The organism is Chitinophaga nivalis, assembly GCF_025989125.1.
Lineage (GTDB): Bacteria > Bacteroidota > Bacteroidia > Chitinophagales > Chitinophagaceae > Chitinophaga > Chitinophaga nivalis.
The window spans coordinates 5094141-5115999 of the sequence record NZ_JAPDNR010000001.1 but is presented as its reverse complement, the minus strand read 5'-3'; the positions used below and the strand labels follow the sequence as shown (position 1 = coordinate 5115999).

Below are 21859 nucleotides of genomic sequence, written 5' to 3'. Positions count from 1 at the left end.
AAAATCATCGATGAATACGGGCCAACAGAAACAACCGTAGGCGCTACCTGGTTTGCGATAGACCGGCAGGTAATGCGTTATACCATCGGTAAGGCTTATCATAATTATCAACTTTATATATTAAACCGGCATGGGATGCCGTTGCCGGCAGGAGCTGCCGGTGAACTATATATCGGCGGTGCCGGCGTAGCAGCAGGCTACTGGCAACTGTCCGGATTAACGGCCGAACGATTCATTGCCAATCCTTTCCGCACGGCGGCAGAAAAAACGGCTGGTATTAACAGCCGGTTGTATAAAACAGGCGATCTGGTAAGATACCTGCCGGATGGCAATCTGGAATACCTGGGGCGTAATGACCTGCAGGTAAAGATCAGGGGCTACCGTATTGAGTTAGGGGAAATAGAAAACCGCTTATCCGCCTGTCCGGGTATCCGGCAGGGGGTAATACAGGTGAAAACACAACCCGCTACCGGTATGAAATACCTGGTGGGGTATTACACAGCCGAGGCACCTGTTCGGGAAAAGGCTATCATGGCTTACCTGCGCGAAACGTTACCGGAATATATGTTGCCGGCGGTACTGATGGCATTGCCGGTATTACCGTTAACCTCCAATGGTAAACTGGACCGCCGTGCCTTGCCCGATCCACAGCTGACGGCGGGCGATACTTACCAGGCGCCCCGGAATGAAACAGAAAAAAGACTGTGCGAAATCTATGCAGAAGTATTGGGTCTGCCGCTGACGGCCGTGGGAATAAAAGATGACTTCTTCCGCCTGGGTGGAGATAGTATTGTAAGTATACAGCTCGTGAGCCGGCTCAGACAACGTGCAGGCATTCACGTGAGTGTGAAGGATATATTTACCCACAGAACCATTGCAGCATTATATAGCCAGGTAATAGCAGTCGCCACAGAAGCAACCCCGCAAATAGCTACAGAACAGGGTTTACTGGCAGGCGATGTACCGTTGTTGCCGATTCAGGAATGGTTTTTCCATCAGGTAGATACCGGCATATGGCCGGCATTTCACCATTGGAATCAGGCTTTCCTCATCCGGGTGCCGGCGCTGGATAAAGCAGTGCTGGAACAAAGTGTATCGCTCCTGCTGGGATACCACGACGTATTGCGTATGGGCTTCCGTCGCCACGCCAACGGTTATACGCAGTACTACCGGGAAACCCTGCCACCGGTAATCCTTCATCAGGCCGACGTCAGTCACTATACTTCCCCGCATTCCCTGCAGGTGCTGTTAACCAGCTGGCAGGCCGATTTTGATATTTTCGGGGATAAGCTGCTGCAGATCGGCTACCTGGAAGGTTATGCAGATGGCAGCGCCCGGGTATACCTGGCCTTCCATCACCTGCTTACAGATACTGTGAGCTGGCGTATCCTGACGGAAGACCTGCAACAGATTTATCAATATATCACTACACAGGGTCTGGTGGCCGATGCGCAGGTGATTTTGGGAGAAAAAGGCAGCAGCTACCGGCAATGGGTAAACGTAATTAAAGCGTATGAGCAGACAACCACACCGGAAGAACGTAACTACTGGGCTGCAATAACTGCCGGCGTGCCGGCAGGCAATGCCGTGCTGGCAGCTATGGCCGGCAATGAAGTACATCATACGGATCTGGTACTCGATGCAGCTACCACCAGTTTATTATTGCGCGACAGCAGCGAAGTATACCAGACACAGATCAATGACCTGTTGCTGAGTGGCTTAAGTGAGGCGCTGACAGCCGTTACCGGCCAGCAACAACATCAGGTATTGCTGGAAGGGCACGGCCGGGAAGAGCTGAACCGCCATATAGATATTACCCGCACTGCGGGATGGTTCACAGCTATGTATCCGGTGGCACTCACCGGAGTGGCATGCAACTGGAAAGCCACCATCACAGGGGTGAAAGAAATGTTGCGACAAATACCTGGTAAAGGTATTGGCTATGGCGCACTGATGGGATATGTGCAGGCGCCATTGCCGGCTATCAGCTTCAACTACCTGGGACAATTCGATAATGGTGAGCAAGATAATACCAGCTGGTCTATCAGCAGCGATGTGGCCGGTGTAGCGATCTCCGGTGATAACCAGGATCCGTATATCATCAATATCAATGGCCTGGTGATCAATGGGCAACTGCATTTCAGGATAGCTGGCCGCTTGTCTGCTGATGTCTTAACAGTATTGGCTGACCGTTATAAAGCGGCGCTGGAAGACATGATTGCACACCTGGCAGAAGCGAAACGAAGTTATTTAACCAGCAGCGATGTAGCGCATATCGTAACACCTGCCTGCCTCGATGCGCTGCAGGCCAATCAGGAAATTACCGGGGTGTACCTGGCGAACAGCCTGCAGGAAGGATTTATTTATCATGCATTAAATCAGGGTACGACCGATGATGCCTACCGCGTGCAGCTGCAATGGGAATACCGTACGGCTTTGGATGTACCGCGGCTTTTACAGGCCTGGCAGCTGGCGCAGGAGAAGTTTCCTGTGTTACGCCTGCGTTTTGGATGGGAAGAGGCGCTGGTACAGATAGTAGATAAAAAGGGAAAATGTGATTTCCGTTCCGAAGACATCACTCATTTGTCGTTGACGGAACAGGAAGGATTTATACAGGCACTGTTGACGAATGACCGGGCCGACGTGTTTGATCTGGCAGCCGGTAGCTTATTCCGCATATACCTGGTGAAACAGGCGGCGGATGTCTACCAGTGTATCTTTAGTAATCACCATGCTATCCTCGATGGCTGGAGTATGCCTGTATTACTGGGCTATGTACATGATACCTATCTGCGGCTGGACAAAGGTCTGGCGGCAGATACCCAAACCGATAACAGTTATGTGGCCGCGCAGGCATATCTGCAAACACATAAGGGAGCACATACTGCCTACTGGACAGCAGAGGTGAGCAAGCAGACTTCCCGGGAAGACCTGAGTGGCTTATTAAAAACAACACAACGGCACGCGCTTTTAGCAGATTACCGGCACATCCTGCAGCCGGAAGAACAAGTGGCTACCATTACAGGTGAGCGGTATCAGCAGCTTAAAGCCTTGTGTGCAGAACAGGGCATTACCCTCAATGCCGTGCTGCAATATCTGTGGCACAAACAGCTGCAGGTATATGGTAACAGCGATACCACTACTGTAGGGATGACGGTGTCGGGTCGTAACCTGCCGGTGGATGATATTGAACAATCCGTTGGTTTGTTCATCAATACCTTACCGGTGATGACGACGCATACCAATGGCCCGGTGATAGCAGCCATACAGGCCTTGCAGGCGCAGATCAACGATATTAATATCCGCAGCAATACCAACTTATCGAAGTTGCAGCAGCAGGGCGAACGCCTGTTCGACAGCATCTTCGTATATGAAAACTATCCCGTGCCGGCAGAAAACAGCGAGTTACCCATACTGTTTAAAGCCGGAACGGAAAAGCTGGATTATCCTTTGGCGATGGTAGTATACGAGCAGGGGAGTACGATTACCTACCGGTTGAAATATGCGGGAGAATTATTCAGTGGAGAGGCCATTGCACAGATCTTAGCCGCGATGACGACCTTGTTGGATCAACTGTTGCATCATCCGTTGATGGATGCCGGTCAGCTGACACACCTGTCCTCACAACAGTATCAGCAGATAGTCTACGACTGGAATACCACGGCTGCCACCTTTGCGAGGGATCAAACCATTCACAGCCTGTTTGAAGCGCAGGTAGCCCAAACACCGGCTCATATAGCGCTGGTGTTTGAAGATATACAACTGACTTACAGTGAACTGAACGAAAAAGCCAACCGGCTGGCCAACTGGTTGCAGGCAAATTATGCCGTGCAACCAGATGACCTGATTGCCCTTTGTCTGGACCGTTCCGAACATGTACTCATCGCGATCCTGGGCGTACTGAAATCCGGTGCGGCCTATGTACCGATGGACCCAGGTTATCCGGAAGAGCGCAAGGCATACATGCTGGCCGATACGCAGGCACGGGTGGTGCTGACCAACAGCGTATACGCGACCGCGTTATCCGTATTGGATACACCCGTGATCAGCCTCGATAGCCTTGATTTCCGGGCTACGCTGGCCACTTATCCGGCTACGAATCCGGTGCATACCAGTCAGGCTACCGACCTGGCCTATGTGATCTATACCAGTGGTACGACCGGGCAACCCAAAGGTGTGATGGTCGCACACCAGGGTGTCATTAACCTGATCACGGCATTGATACCGGTGCACCGGTTGGATCGTCACAACCGGGTGGGATGTTTTTCCAACTACGTGTTCGACGCTTTTGTATATGAGGTATTCCCGGCCTTGTGCAACGGCAATAGCTTATACCTGTACAGCAACCAGCTGCGTACTTCTTTGGATGATCTGATCGCGTATATCCGGCAACAACAGATCGCCGTATCGTTTATCCCGTCGGCATTATTACCGGCGCTGGTACAACACGACACGACCTTACAGCTGGTGTTTACCGGTGGCGAAAAACTACCGGACCTGCGTCAGGCAGCTTTCTCTTTTGAACTGATAAACGAATACGGACCAACGGAGATAACAGTGTGCGCTACGGGGCACCCTTACCGGGAGAGCGGCAACAGCAGTAATATCGGTCGTCCTTTGGCGAATACTACTTTATATGTACTGGATACCCATGGGCAGCCGGTACCGGTAGGCGCTACCGGCGAATTGTATATCGGCGGTGCGGGGGTAGCCCGGGGTTATCTGAACAATACTACGTTAACGGGGGAGCGTTTTATCATCAATCCTTTCCGTTCGGAAACAGATATCGCAGCTGGTACCAACAGCCGTATATATAGAACCGGTGACCTGGTGCGATATTTACCAGACGGCAACCTGGAATATGTAGGCCGTAATGATGCCCAGGTAAAGATCCGGGGGCATCGTATAGAGCTGGGTGAAATAGAAAACCGGTTGTCTGCCTGCGTGGGTATCCAACAGGCCGTGGTGCTGGTGAAAACACAGCCCATAACCGGAGTACCGTATCTGGCGGGTTACTATGTGGCGCCAGCCGCCCTCGACGAAACGATTATCCTGACCACCTTACGAGATTCCCTGCCGGAGTACATGGTGCCCACAGCACTGGTACACCTGCAGGCGTTACCATTGACCGTGAACGGAAAGCTGGACCGGCGGGCATTGCCGGAGCCGCACTTCACTGCTGCGGATACCTATCAGGCGCCGCAGAATGAAACAGAGGCCGTATTGTGTGGTATCTATGCGGAAGTGTTAGGGCTTGCAGCGGGTACAGTTGGCGTGCAGGATGATTTCTTCCGGTTAGGGGGCGATAGTATTGTGAGCATTCAGTTGGTGAGTCGTATCAGACAGCGTACCGGCATGCAGGTGAGTGTCAAGGATATTTTCAAATACAGGACTATTGCGGAGCTGTATCAGCAGGTCATTGCAAAAGCAACATTGGCCACGGTACAGGTGTTGTCAGAACAAGGCTTGCTGCAGGGAGAGGTACCACTGTTACCCATCCAGGAATGGTTCTTCCACCAAACGGAAACAGGTTTATTCCCGGATTACCACCATTGGAATCAGTCTTTCCTGATCCGGGTACCGGCCCTGGATACAGCGGTGCTGACGCAAAGTATCGCGTTGTTGCTGCAACACCACGATACTTTGCGGATAGGTTTCCAACACACCGATACTGGATATACCCAAACCTATCGCAACACGTTGCCTGCTATGAAGGTACCTGTAGCGGATGTGCGTGATTACACAGCAGCCGGCGCACTGGATACCTTGCTGACCAGCTGGCAATCCGGTTTTAATATATGGGGCGATCAGCTGTTACAGGTAGGGTATCTGCACGGTTATGCCGATGGCAGTGCGCGCATCTTCCTGGCGTTCCATCACCTGTTGATCGACACGGTGAGCTGGCGCATTATTACAGAAGACCTGCAACAGATTTATCAATATATGATAGAGAAAGGCACAGTAGCAGCCGTACACCAGATATTGGGTGAGAAAGGCAGCAGCTACCGGCAATGGGTACACGTTATTCAGGATTATAAAATAACCGCTGCTCCGGCAGAAAATAGTTACTGGTCGCAGGTAACAGCCGATATCCCTGCCGGCAATGCGGTGCTGGCAGCACAGGCTGTTGCCGGCATCAGTGAAGCGGGTTGTGAGTTGGATCAGCGTATTACCGATCAGTTGTTACGCGAAAGTGGCCGGGTATACCAGACGGAGATCAATGACTTGTTATTGAGTGCGCTGGGCATAGCCTTGTCTGCAGTAACCGGACAACCGCAACATCATATATTATTGGAAGGCCATGGTCGGGAAGAATTACGTGCCGACATCGATATTACCCGTACTATTGGTTGGTTCACCACCATGTATCCGATAACGCTGGCGGCTACCGCCGGAGATCTGGGCGCCACTATCACAGCCGTAAAAGAAATGCTGCGGCAGGTGCCGGGTAAAGGTATCGGTTATGGCGCTATTAACGGTTATATCAATACGGAGTTGCCGCGGATCAGTTTTAACTATCTCGGGCAGTTCGATAAACGGGAAGAGGCCACACAGGCCGACTGGGCTATCTCCGGCGAATATAGCGGCGCGGCAGTGTCTTCCGCAAATCAGGGGCCGCATATTATCAATATCAATGGTATGGTCATCAACGGGCAGCTGCGTTTCACGCTGGCTGGCCGGTTACCTGCTGCGGTATTAACAGCGCTGGCCACCCGTTATCAGGCCGCGTTGGAAGAGATGGTGGCATCCCTGGTACAGGCAGATCGCAGCTATTTAACGGTGAGTGATGTAGCCGGAATCGTATCCGCGCCTTACCTGACCCGGCTGCAGGCCGATCGGGAGATCACTGGTGTTTATCTGGCCAACAGTCTGCAGGAAGGTTTTATTTATCATGCTTTAAATCAGGGCAACGTAGATGATGCCTATCGCGTGCAACTGCAATGGGAGTACCAGGTACCGCTGGAAGTACCCCGGTTGTTACAGGCGTGGCAACTGGTACAGGAACAATATCCTGTGCTGCGGCTGCGCTTTACATGGGAGGAAGAGCTGGTGCAGGTGGTAGATAAAACAGGCAGCATCGACTGGCACTACCAGGATATCACAGATTTATCTGCGGCAGACCAGGACAACTTTATACAGGACTTACTGGCTACCGATCGCGCTGCAGCCTTTAACCTGGCGGCAGGTAACCTGTTCCGGGTGTATCTGGTAAAACAAGGGCCGGCTACTTATCAGTGTGTGTTTAGTAATCACCATGCTATTCTCGATGGGTGGAGTATGCCCATATTATTGGGTGCGGTACATACGGCTTATTTACAGTTATGTAAAGGCCAGCCGTTGACCGGCCGGCCGGATACCAGCTATACGGCGGCACAGCAATACCTGCAAACACATCGGAATGCACATCTGGCGTATTGGAAAACGGTAATAGACCGGCATACTTCCCGGGAGGACCTGAGTGGCTTACTGAAAGCGGAACAACGACATACCGTATTATCCGACTATCGGCATATCCTGCAACCGGCGGAGTTGTCGTGGCTGATTGAAGGCGCCACTTACCGGCAGCTCAAAGCCTTATGTGCGGCACAGGGGGTTACGTTGAATGCGGTGTTGCAGTATCTGTGGCACCGGCAGCTCAGTGTGTATGGCAACAGTGATACCACCGCGGTAGGGATGACCGTGTCCGGCCGTAACCTGCCAGTGGACGATATCGAGCAATCCGCAGGGTTGTATATCAACACCCTGCCGGTAATAGCCGTACATACCCAGGGCCCGGTAATACAAGCCATTCAGGCGTTACAGGCACATATCAACGACATCAACGTACGCAGTGACGTGTCTTTGTCTGCGTTGCAATCGCAGGGCGAAAGATTGTTCAACAGCTTATTTGTATTCGAAAACTATCCGGCGCCCAAAGATGCCGGTGAACTGACCATCGTATTTAAAACGGCTGTAGAGAAACTGGATTATCCGCTGGCTATAGTAGCGCATGAAAAGGGCGAGACGATTACGTACGAGTTAAAATATGCGGCAGAATTGTTCCACCGCGAACAAATGCAGGCCATGCTGGAGGGCATGCAAGCCATGCTGGAACAGCTGTTACAGCAACCCGAACGGGATGCTGCGCACCTGCAATACCTGCCTGCAAGGCGTTATCAGCAGGTCGTTCACGATTGGAATGCTACAGCCAAACCATACGCTGCCGCCCAAACCATTCACCGGCTGTTTGAAGCACAGGTGAATCAGACACCGGATCAGACAGCGCTGGTATATGAAGCAACGCAACTGACGTACCACGAACTGAACGAACGGGCCAACCGCCTGGCGGCATGGCTGCAGGCTACTTATAACATCCGCCCCGATGACCGGGTGGTGTTATGCCTGGATCGTTCCGAACAACTGCTCATCACCATCCTGGCCGTGCTGAAATCCGGCGGCGCCTATGTGCCTATGGACCCGGACTATCCGGAGGAACGTAAAGCTTACATCCTGGCAGATACACAGGCAAGGGTGGTATTAACCAACGACGTATATGCTGCTACGTTAGCTACCTGGACAAACGAAGTAGTCAGCATAGATACACCTGCTTTTGAAGCTATACTGGCGGCTTATTCGGCTGAAAATCCGGTGGCAACCAGCCGCTCTACGGACCTGGCTTATGTGATCTATACCAGTGGTACTACCGGGCAGCCCAAAGGGGTGATGATCGAACACCGCGGTGTCATCAACCTGATCTCAGAACTGATTCCGGTGCATCAGCTGGATCAGCATACCGAGGTAGGTTGTTACTCCAATTATGTGTTTGATGCCTTTGTATATGAAGTATTCCCGGCACTGTGCAATGGTAACTGCCTATATCTGTACAGCAATCAGCTGCGTACGGCTCCCGAAGCTTTAACGGCTTATATCGCCGCGCACCGGATTGCCGTATCATTTATTCCATCGGCGTTATTACCGGCATTGCTGCCTTATAAACCAGCCCTGGAAGTGATCTTTACCGGGGGCGAAAAATTACCCGATCTCCGCATATCATCGCTCTATGGTGCATTAATGAACGAGTACGGACCTACGGAGATCACCGTGTGTGCTACCCTGCATGCTTACCGGGATAGTGGCAACAGCAGCATCATAGGCCGTCCTGTTGCGAATACCACGTTGTATGTGCTGGATGCGCAGGGGATACCGGTACCGGTAGGCGCCATCGGGGAGCTGTATATTGGCGGCGCCGGTGTGGCAAGGGGATACCTGAACAATCCTACGCTCACGGGGGAACGTTTTATAGCGAACCCGTTCCGCAGCGCTGCGGAAAAAATGGTCAACAGCAACAGCCGTTTATATAAAACAGGAGATCTGGTGAGATATTTACCGGATGGTAACCTGGAATATGTAGGCCGTAACGACTTCCAGGTGAAGATCCGCGGTCATCGCATAGAGCTGGGAGAAATAGAAAACCGGCTGACGGCGCATCCCGGTATTCAACAGGCCGTGGTGATGGCCAGAGAGCAGGCTGCCAGCGGTAAATACCTGGCCGGTTACTACGTAGCTGCCACACCGTTAGACCGCGCAACACTGGTAGCTTATCTGGAAGAATATTTACCGGACTATATGATACCATCGGTGTTGATACACCTGGAAGCGTTGCCGTTCACGGTCAATGGTAAGGTAGATCGCCAGGCTTTGCCAGACCCGCTTTTCACAGGTACAGCCCATTATGTGGCGCCGGCTACCGATACGGAAAGCCGCCTGTGTGCCATCTATGCCGATATCCTGCAACTGCCATTAACTCAGATAGGGGTGGAAGATGATTTCTTCCGGCTGGGAGGTAACAGTATTCTGGCGATCCGGCTGGTGAGCCGTATCAACCAGGAACTGGGCAGTGCACTTCAGATCAGCGCAGTTTTCATCGCCCGTACCATCCGCCGGTTGGCGGCCGCATTGCCGGAAACGGCAACAGCCGCGACTATCAGTGCCACAGTTGTGGCGCATCCGGAGGAACAGCTGTTATCCTTTGCGCAGGAACGGTTATGGTTTATCGAAGCTTTTGAAGGTGGAGGTGATGCCTATAATATTCCTGTGATATTACAATTATCACCCGCTACCAATATCGGTTATCTGGAACAGGCCTTGCGTGCTGTGGTACACAGGCATGAAGTATTGCGCAGCCTCATTAAAACAACGGCAACAGGTACCGGTTATCAGCAGGTGGTAGATGATACCCTCGAACCTTTGCAGATAGCCATGCTGGAAGTGACAACGCAGGAAGAGCTGGAAGCAGCTATGCTGGCAGCAGTACAGCATGTATTCCACTTGTCGGCAGCGATTCCGGTACAGATAAAAATGTACACCCTGCATTCATCCACGGATACGCCTACATGCTACCTGAGTATAGTACTGCATCATATTGTGTTCGATGGCTGGTCAACCGATATCCTGTTACAGGAAATCGGTCACTACTATCATTATTATGCCACCGGTGCAACAGCCGCCACGTTACCGGCATTGTCCATACAGTATAAGGATTTTGCGCTTTGGCAACGGCATTACCTGACGGGGGAAGTGCTGGCAAAACAAGTGACTTACTGGACAGAAAAACTGTCGGACTATGCACCACTGAACCTGCCAACAGACCGGGAAAGACCTGCCCGCATCAGTTATGCCGGAGCTAACCGCATGTTTACCCTGGATCAGGTGCTGAGTGACGATTTACGTACGGTTGCCAGAGAACTGGAGGTGAGTATGTATAGTTTGTTGCTGAGTGGTTATTACCTGTTGTTACATAGTTACAGCAATCAGTCAGATATTATCATAGGTAGTCCGGTGGCCAACCGGCACCATCCGGAGATTGCCGGTTTAATCGGTTTCTTCGTAAATACCCTGGTATTACGGGAACAAATTGTACCTGAACAACAGCTGACGGACTTCATTCAACAGGTAGGAGCAGCAGTGGTTACGGCGCAATTACACCAGGATCTGCCATTTGAAAAACTGGTAGATGAACTAAACCTGACACCGGATCCTTCACGGCATCCGCTCTTCCAGGTGATGTTTAGTGTACAGCACTTTGGCAAGGAGCAGGCAGCCGCCGTAGATCAGTTGTTTGTACCCTATCCGTTGCAAGGTGATTACCAGACTGCCAGGTTTGATATGACCACCATGATGGACGACAGTGAAGCGGCCATCAAAGGTTTGGTGAACTATGCAACGGCTTTATTTGATGCAGCTACCATTACCGCCTATATAGATACCTACCGGGTTATCCTGCAACAGCTGGCAGCTATCGGAAAATCGCACAAGCGTGCGCTGAAAGTCAGCGATATCAATTATCTCAATCCGGCACATTACACAGATATTATCTACGAGCGCAACGCAACATCGGCGTTTTATCCGGCAACCACCACATTCCGCCAACTGTTTGAAGCACAGGTGGCACGTACACCGGATAATATAGCCGTCATCAGCGGAATGGAACAGCTGACCTATTGGGAACTGAATGAACGCAGTAACCGCCTGGCTGCTTACCTCTGCGCCAATTGGGATATCCGGCCGGATGATCTCATCGCCATCTATACAGACCGCTCTGCGTATATGCTGATCGCTGTGATGGCGATATTGAAAACAGGTGGCGCCTATGTACCGGTAGATCCGGCATTCCCGGCAGACCGGGTACAGTATATCCTAACAGATACGGATACACGTATTGTGCTGACCCGTGAAAAATATGCAGATACGCTGGCCACATGCATGGCAGGGTCAACGGCTACGCCGGTGTATATGGACAATATATCCCTGCAGGAAAAACTGGTGGCAGACTATCATAATATGAACCCGGTTCACACAGCGGCACCGGATCACCTCAATTATGTCATCTATACCAGTGGCACTACCGGTAATCCCAAAGGGGTGATGATTGCCCATCATTCTTTTGTAAACCTGCTGCATTATTACCGGCATACCTATTTCGGTGCGGAAGAAGCCATCCATACTTTATCCGTCACCAGTTATGTATTTGATATCTGGGGCCTGGAATATGGCTTACCCCTGATCAGCGGCGGGTTTATTGAATTGTCGGATAATAAATGGCTGGATATCGATACCCGTAAATATACCTTCATTCAGTTAACACCAGGACTGTTATCAGCCGGTTTGGATCAGATCCGGTTCAATAATCCAGCACTGAAACTGTTTGTAGGAGGAGAAGCCATTACCCGCGAGTTACTGAGCAGAATATTTTCTTCTGCACAGGTAGCCTGGGTACTGAATGTATACGGGCCTACAGAAACTACAGTGTGGTCATTGAATCAGCTGAATACGGCAGATCATTACAACATACATATTGGCTGCCCGATCGCCAACACCTCCGTATATGTACTGGATGCCCGGTTAAAACCGGTGCCGGCAGGTGCTATCGGAGAGTTGTACATCGGCGGTGCCGGTGTGGCAAGAGGGTATTGGAACCGCCCTACGTTAACGGGGGAACGTTTTATCAATAATCCTTTCCAGACAACAGCAGAAAAAGCGACAGGCGCCAATAGCCGGATCTATAAAACCGGCGACCTGGTGAAATACCTGCCGGATGGCTCACTGGCTTATATCGGTCGTAACGACTTTCAGGTGAAGATCCGCGGCTACCGGATTGAATTGGGCGAGATAGAAAACCGCCTGGCTGCCTATCCGGGTATTCAACAAGCGGTAGTAGTAGCACGGGAGCAAGCTACCGGCAATGGCAAATATTTGGCGGCTTACTTTGCCGCCGCCACACCTGTGGCAGAAAGCGACGTACAGGCTTATCTGGCTGCCGCTCTGCCGGAGTATATGTTGCCCGCCGTGTTGATGCAGTTGCAGGAAATGCCTATGACGGTAAATGGTAAACTGAACCGGCAGGCACTGCCTGATCCGTTGTTTACAGATACCACGCCTTACGAGGCACCGGCTAATGATACAGAAGCTGCTTTGTGTGCCATTTATAGTGAAGTATTGGGTGTACCGGCAGCGGAAATCGGTGTACAGGATGATTTCTTCCGCCTGGGTGGTAACAGTATACTGGCGATCCGGCTGGCCAGCCAGATCAACAAGGCATTAAACAGTCACCTGAAAGTGGCAGCTGTTTTTACGGCAAAAACTATCCGGGCCCTGGCTGCACTGATACCTGCGACTGTAGCAGATCATAGCGGTATCGTGGCAACACCGGTAGTGCATCCGGAAGAACAACGCTTGTCTTTTGCCCAGGAACGGTTATGGTTTATCGAAAATTATGAAGGTGGTAGCAATGCCTACAATATTCCGGTTATGCTGCAACTGCCACCCGCTACCAACATCGGTTATCTGGAGCAGGCGTTGCGTGCGGTGGTACATCGGCATGAAGTATTACGTAGTCTGATTAAAACTACGGCAGAGGGTACTGGTTATCAGCTGGTGGTAGATGATACGATACATCCTTTGGAGATAGCAACCCTGGAAGTATCTACTGTAGAAGAGCTGGACGCTGCAATGCTGGCAGCGGTGCAACATGTTTTTCAGTTATCCGTAGAAATACCGGTACAGATAAAAATCTATACCCTGCGGTCTGCCACTGGTGAACCTACACATTACCTGAGCTTCGTACTGCATCATATTGTGTTTGATGGCTGGTCGGCAGATATCCTGTTACAGGAAACGGAGCACTATTATCATTATTATGCAACGGGTGCAACAGGTATGACTTTACCTGCTTTGACCATACAGTATAAAGATTTTGCGATTTGGCAACGGCAGTATCTGACCGGTGAGGTACTGTCCGGACAAATGACTTACTGGAAAGAAAAACTATCGGACTACGAACCACTGAACCTGCCAACAGACCGGGAAAGACCGGCACGCATCAGTTATGCGGGAGCTAACCATACATTTACGTTGAGTCAGGCATTGAGTGATGATTTGCGCACAGTGGCGAAAGAATTGGAGGTGAGTATGTACAGTCTCTTACTCAGTGGTTACTATCTGTTGCTTCATAGCTACAGCAATCAGTCAGATATTATCATAGGTAGCCCGGTCGCCAACCGGCACCATCCGGAGATAGCAGGTTTAATTGGTTTCTTCGTGAATACACTGGTATTGCGGGAACAAATTGAACCGAAACAACTGCTGACCGCATTTATTCAGCAGGTAGGTACAGCCGTGGTAGCTGCGCAGTTACACCAGGATTTACCATTTGAAAAACTGGTTGATGAATTGCACCTGACACCGGATCCTTCGCGGCATCCGCTCTTCCAGGTGATGTTTAGTGTACAGCACTTTGGTAATGAGCAGGCAGCTGATACCGAGCCGTTGTTTGTTCCATATCTGTTGCAGGGAGATTATCAGACTGCCAGGTTTGATATGGCTACGATGTTGGATGATAGTGAATCGATCATCAAGGGGCTGGTAAACTATGCGACCCATCTTTTTGAGCCGGCCACGATTCGGACGTTTATTGATACTTATATAGTGATCCTGCAACAGGTGGCTTCCCTGAAAAATGTTACCCAACGGCAGTTATCTGTCCAGGCGTTGCATTACCTGAGTACGGAACAAGAGACTGCCATCATACATCATCGCAATACCACCGATAAAGTGTATCCGACGGATATGACGATCGATCGGCTGTTTAAGGCACAGGTAAACCGTACCCCGGATCATCCGGCCGTTGTATTTGAATACCGGCAGCTGACCTATCGGGAGCTGGATGACAAAGCAGAGAGGATTGCCGCTTACCTGCACACCAGACATCATATACAACCCGACGACCTGGTCGCGCTTTGTCTGGATCGTACGGAGTATATGCTGGCAGCGATACTGGGAGTATTGAAAGCTGGCGGCGCTTATGTACCGGTGGATCCTGCTTATCCGGAAGACAGAATTGCCTATATCCTGGCGGATACCGGTACAAAAGTAGTATTGACAGATGAAAAGAGAATACCTTTTCTGGAACAACTGACAACTGCTGCCATCACGGCAATAGATACAGCTGCTATATATGAATCATATACCGTGGTTGATACGTTACCCGTAAACGTCACAACACAGCTGGCATATGTGATCTATACCAGTGGTACTACCGGTAAACCGAAAGGGGTGATGATTGAACATGGTGCAGTGGTTAACTACCTGTTTAACCTGCAGGAGATCATTCCTGCAGCGATTAACAATGTAGACTTTTCGAGCAACCTCTCTTTTGATTTGTCGGTGACGACCACCTTATATCCGGTATGTTTTGGCAAAACCATTTTTGTGTATGGGCAGGATATCATGCAGATAAATGATTACAAACAACACCTGTTACTGCATCGGATTGAACTGGTGAAGTCTACCCCGGCTTATCTCGCCCTGTTAAGTAATCTGGAACAGGATCCTGAAAATGAGTTGTTTGAAGAAGCCGGTTTGAATATTAAGATAACGATTACCGGCGGAGAAAAATTACTACCTCACCACATCGCCAACCTGTTAAATTTTTCAGATAAGATCATCGATGAATATGGTCCTACGGAAACAACGGTAGGCGCCACCATTTATGAGATAGACCGGAACACGGAACATTTTTCTATTGGAAAGGCGTATAACAACTACAAGATCTATGTACTGGATAGCCATTTGTCTCCTTTACCCATTGGGGCTATCGGAGAATTGTATATCGGAGGTGCGGGTGTTTCGCGCGGGTATCTGAACCAACCCACGTTAACGGGGGAACGATTTATTGATAATCCGTTCCGCACCGACGCAGAAAAACAGGCAGGTGCCAATGCACGTCTATATAAAACAGGCGATCTGGTCAGATATTTACCGGATGGTAACCTGAGTTACATCGGCCGAAACGATTTCCAGGTGAAGATCCGGGGATACCGGGTGGAGCTGGGAGAAACAGAAAGCCGCCTGTTGTCATTTACAGGTATGCAGCAGGTCATTGTACTGGCGAAGGAGCAGGCTTCCGGCGATAAATACCTGGTTGCTTACTATACGGCAGCAACAGTGATGGCGGAACAGGCATTGAGGACTTATTTAGCTGCACATGTGCCGGAGTATATGATACCGGCTGTATTTGTACCGTTAACAGTGATGCCACTCACCGCAAATGGTAAGCTGGATCGTAAGGCGCTGCCGGACCCGGTATTTACGGCTACACAACAGTATGTGGCGCCGGCCAATGAAACCGAAGCGCGCCTGTGTGAGATTTATGCGGCCATACTCGGACTGGAGGCTGCACAGATCAGTGTGGAAGATGATTTCTTCCGGTTGGGAGGTAACAGTATCCTGGCGATCCGGCTGATTAGTCAAGTCAATAAAGTACTGGATAGCCACCTGAAAGTAGCGGCTGTTTTCACTGCAAAAACCATCCGGGCGCTGACGAAACTGATACCTGTTACCATGGCAGATCATAGCGGTATCGTGGCAACACCGGTATTGCATCCGGAAGAACAGCGGTTGTCTTTTGCTCAGGAACGTTTGTGGTTTATTGAAAACTACGAAGGTGGTAGTAATGCCTATAATGTACCGTTAGTATTGCGGCTCCAGCCGGATACACAGGCCGATCGGCTGCTGCTGGCCCTGAGAAGTATTGTGCACCGGCATGAAGTATTACGCAGTCTGATTAAAACCACAGCAGAGGGGATCGGTTATCAGGAAGTACAGGATGATACCGTACAGCCGTTACCGGTAGAACTGCTGGATGTTTATACTCATTTGGCACTGGAAGATTGTCTGATAGCAGCCGCCAAGCATGTTTTTCGCTTGTCGGAAACATTCCCGATACAGGTAAAACTGATTACGCTGCACACCGATGGCGCGACAGAACGCTACCTGGTGGCAGTATTGCATCATATTGCTTTTGATGGGTGGTCCACCAATATCCTGATCAGAGAGCTACTGGCGTACTATGCTGCAGATAACATACTGCAGCTGCCTGCCTTACCGGTACAGTACAAAGACTACGCACTGTGGCAACGTCAGTATCTCACCGGTGATGTTTTAAACCGGCAGTTGAATTATTGGAAAGATAAGCTGGCTGCCAGTGAAGTACTGCACCTGCCCTTGGATAAGAACAGACCTGCGTATATCAGTTATGCCGGCGCAGACCTGCACTTTACGCTGGATAAAGCAATCAGTAACGAACTGCGGGTGTTGGCCAAAGAATTATCCGTAAGTATGTACAGCCTGTTGCTGAGTGGTTATTACCTGCTGTTACGCAGTTTCAGTAGCCAGGATGATATCCTCGTTGGTAGTCCTGTGGCAAATCGTCATCATGAAGAGATCACCTCGGTGATAGGATTCTTTGTAAATACGCTGGTATTACGGGCTACTATGCAGACGGACCAACCTCTGACAGATTTTATCCGTCAGGTAGGGGCAGACGTTGTGAATGCACAGTTACATCAGGACCTGCCTTTTGAAAGACTGATAGAGATGCTGGAGGTAACACCTGATACTTCACGTCATCCGATCTTCCAGGTGTTGTTCAGCATACAGCAAACAGCTGCTGAGCCGATTGCATTTGATCACTTGTTTGAACCTTATCATAACGGGGATTACAGCATCGCCAAATTCGATCTCTCGTTGATGATGGACGACAACGGTGAAGTACTGAAGGGCGTCTTTAATTATGCCACCAGTTTGTTTGAGCCTGCGACTATTGCTGTTTATGTAAATACCTACGTGGAAATATTACGGCAACTCGCCTCTCTGCATCAGGAGCAGCAACGCGATCTGAAAGTGAAAGATCTCTGTTATCTCAGCGATGCCAGCTACCAGGAAGTAGTATATGACCGGAATGCTACCGCTGTACCCTTTGCAACTGAACAAACCATTCACCGGTTGTTTGAAGCGCAGGTAGTTCAAACACCGGATCATATAGCCCTGGTATATGAAGCTACAGCACTGACTTACCGGGAACTGAACGAAAAAGCCAATCAGCTGGCTGCCTGGCTACAGACAAATTATGCGGTACAACGGGATGATCTGATTGCGCTTCACCTGGATCGCTCCGAACAGATACTCATTGCGATCCTGGGTGTATTGAAATCTGGTGCGGCCTATGTACCGATAGACCCTGGCTATCCGGAGGATCGGCGGAACTATATATTGACAGATACGCAGGCACGGGTAGTACTGACCAACAGCGTATATGCGGCTGCGTTATCCGATACGGATAGGCCGGTAATCAGCCTCGATAACCCTGATTTTCAAGCTACGCTGGCTGTCTGCCCGGTGAGTAACCCTGTGCATACGAGCCAGGCCGGAGAGCTGGCCTATGTAATCTACACCAGCGGTACTACCGGTCAGCCTAAAGGTGTCATGATCGAACACCGCGGTGTCATTAACCTGATCACGGCACTGATACCGGTACACCAGCTGGATCTTCACAACCGGGTAGGATGTTTCTCCAACTACGTGTTCGATGCTTTTGTATATGAGGCATTCCCTGCTTTGTGCAACGGAAATAGTCTATACCTGTACAGCAACCAGCTGCGTACTTCTCTGGATGACCTGACCGCGTATATCCGGCAACAGCAGATTGTAGTATCGTTTATACCTTCGGCTTTGGTACCGGCATTGGCACAGCAGAAAACCACCTTACAGCTGGTGTTTACCGGCGGCGAAAAACTGCCGGACCTGCAGCCGGAGAATATTCCTTTTGAACTGATTAACGAGTACGGACCAACGGAGATTACGGTATGTGCTACCCTGCATCCTTACCGGGAGAGTGGTAACAGCAGTAATATTGGTCGTCCTTTGGCTAATACTACTTTATATGTGCTGGATGCCCATGGTCAGCCGGTACCGGTAGGGGCTACCGGTGAGTTGTATATCGGCGGCGCAGGGGTAGCCCGCGGCTATCTGAACAATACCACGTTAACGGGGGAACGTTTTATCGCCAATCCTTTCCGTTCAGAAGCAGACATCACATCCGGTAGCAATAGCCGTATTTATAAAACCGGTGACCTGGTGCGGTACCTGCCGGATGGCAACCTGGAATATGTGGGGCGTAATGATGCACAGGTAAAGATCCGCGGTCACCGTATAGAGCTGGGAGAAATAGAAAGCCGGTTGGCTGCCTGTGAGGGTATCCAACAGGCTATTGTATTGGTGAAAGAACAGGTGGCAACCGGTGTGAAATACCTGGCAGGCTATTACGTGTCGCCGGCCTCCCTGGATGAAACGATTATACTGGAAATACTACGGACATCGCTGCCGGAGTACATGGTGCCGGCAACCCTGGTACATCTCTCCGCATTGCCGTTGACGGTCAATGGGAAGTTGGACCGGCGTGCACTACCGGAGCCACATTTTACAGCTACAGATACCTATCAGGCGCCACAGAATGAAACAGAAGCGCTGTTATGCGGAATTTATGCAGAAGTATTGGGGCTGGCAGCCGGTACAGTTGGGGTGCAGGACGACTTTTTCCGGCTGGGAGGAGATAGTATTGTAAGTATCCAGCTGGTAAGCCGTTTAAGGCAACGTGCAGGTATACACGTAAGCGTGAAGGACATTTTTCAATACAGAACAATTAGCGCCCTTTATACCCATGTCATTGCCAGAAATATGGCCGACATCACCCCGTTAAATACGGAACAGGGACTGCTGCATGGGGCCTTGCCGTTGCTGCCTATACAGGAATGGTTTTTCCACCATATAGAAACCGGCACTTTCCGGGATTATCAGCATTGGAATCAATCCTTCCTGATCCAGGTACCGGTGTTGGACAAGTCCATTCTGGAGCAGGCGATTGCGTTACTGTTGAGCTACCACGATGGATTACGCGCCCGTTTTAATCATACTGCCGATGGAGCTACCCAGTATTACCATGGTGCAGTGCCGCAAGGGATCCTCACCGTGGCGGATATACGTCATTATCCCTCTCCGGAAGCGCTACAGCAGTTGTTAACCAGCTGGCAGGCTGATTTTGATATCCTGGGTGATAAATTGTTGCACATAGGCTACCTGGAAGGATATACCGATGACAGTGCCCGCATATTCGTAGCAGTACATCACCTGCTCATTGATACGGTCAGCTGGCGGATTATCACCGAACACCTGCAGCAACTGTATGACTATATTGCCCTGCATGGATCATTGCAGGAGGCAGAGCAGGTGCTGGGTGAAAAAGGTAGTAGTTACCGCCAATGGGTAAACGTTATTCTCGATTATAAATTAACCGCCAGGCCGGAGGAAAAAATATGGTGGTCGCAGGCGGCAGCGGGTATCCCTGCCAGTAATGCTGTACTGTCGGCGATGGCTGATACCACGATGAGCTATGCTGCTGTCATGCTGGATCGGCCAACAACCGGTTTATTATTGCGCGAAAGCGGTCGGGTATATCAGACACAGATCAATGACCTCTTACTGAGTGCGCTGGGTATGGCCTTAACAGCTATTACCGGTCAGCAGCGCCACCATATTTTACTGGAAGGCCATGGCCGGGAAGAATTACATCCATTTATTGATATTACCCGTACCACAGGTTGGTTTACCACCATGTATCCCGTGGAACTGACATCCGTTTCCGGTGATATAGCTGCTACTATCATTTCAGTGAAGGAAATGTTACGCCAGATACCTGGCAAGGGCATCGGGTACGGAGCGCTGATTGGTTACATAGCGGAAGCACTGCCCCATATCAGTTTTAACTACCTCGGACAGTTTGATAAAGGAACATCCGAAACACAGGCTGGTTGGTTTATCAGCAGCGATGCCAGTGGTGTATTTACCGCGCCGGGTAACCAGGATCCGCATATCATTAATATTACCGGGATGGTGATCAACGGACAGTTGCAATTTAGTGTAGCCGGCCGTTTAAAACCAGCTGTATTATCGGCGCTGGCAGCCCGTTATCAGGCGGTACTGGAAGAACTGATTACGAACCTGGCAGGGGCTACCCGCAGTTATTTAACTGCCAGCGATGTAGCCCGGATCATCTCTCCGTCTTACCTCGATACCCTGCAGGCTAACCGGGAGATTACCGGTGTGTTGCTGGCCAACAGCCTGCAGGAAGGATTTATTTATCATGCCTTGAATCAGGGGACAGTGGATGATGCGTACCGGGTACAATTGCAATGGGAGTACCAGACAGCAATAGATATACCGCTGTTGATAAAGGCCTGGTGCGCTGCGCAGGAGAGATATCCGATATTACGGTTACGTTTTGCCTGGGCGGAAGAACTCGTGCAGGTGATCGATAAAACGGGCACCCTGAACTGGCGTTATGAAGACATTACCGCTTTATCCACTACTGAACAGGATGCCTTTATACAGCAGCTATCGGATACCGACAGAACGCTTTCCTTTGACCTGGCTGCCGGCTCCTTATTCCGGATATACCTGGTGAAATGTAGCCATACCCGTTACCAGTGTATTTTCAGCAATCACCATGCGATCCTGGATGGCTGGAGTATGCCGGTACTACTGGGACATGTACACCTGGTTTACCGCCAGTTGCTGAAAGAACAGCCGGTAAACTATCAGCTGGATAACAGTTACGTAGCTGCCCAACAATATCTGCAGGCACATCGTAGTGATAATATCGCTTACTGGGAAACAGCCGTGAGTCGCCATACTTCGCGGGAAGATCTCAGTAGTTTATTGAAAGTCGGACAGCGGCATATTGTTTTGTCTGATTACCGGCATATCCTGCAACCATTGGAATTGTCCTGGCAAATAACAGGAGAAACCTATCTGCAACTCAATGCCCTCTGTACGACCTATGGCGTTACCGTGAATGCGGTGTTACAATACCTGTGGCATAAACAATTAAGGGCGTATGGTCATAGTGAAACCACCGCCACTGGTATGATTGTATCCGGCCGTAACCTGCCGGTAGATGATATTGAGCAATCAGTGGGACTATTCATCA

1 protein-coding gene (running past both ends of the window) is annotated in these 21859 nt (G+C 50.4%); it reads left to right on the top strand.

Every position in this 21859-nt window falls within one protein-coding gene, locus OL444_RS20345, for a non-ribosomal peptide synthase/polyketide synthase (RefSeq protein ID WP_264730169.1), read on the top strand. The gene is 58740 nt long; 9990 of those nucleotides lie to the left of the window and 26891 to its right, leaving coding positions 9991–31849 in view, spanning codon 3331 (complete) through codon 10617 (partial); the first codon wholly inside the window starts at window position 1. Both the start codon and the stop codon lie outside the window.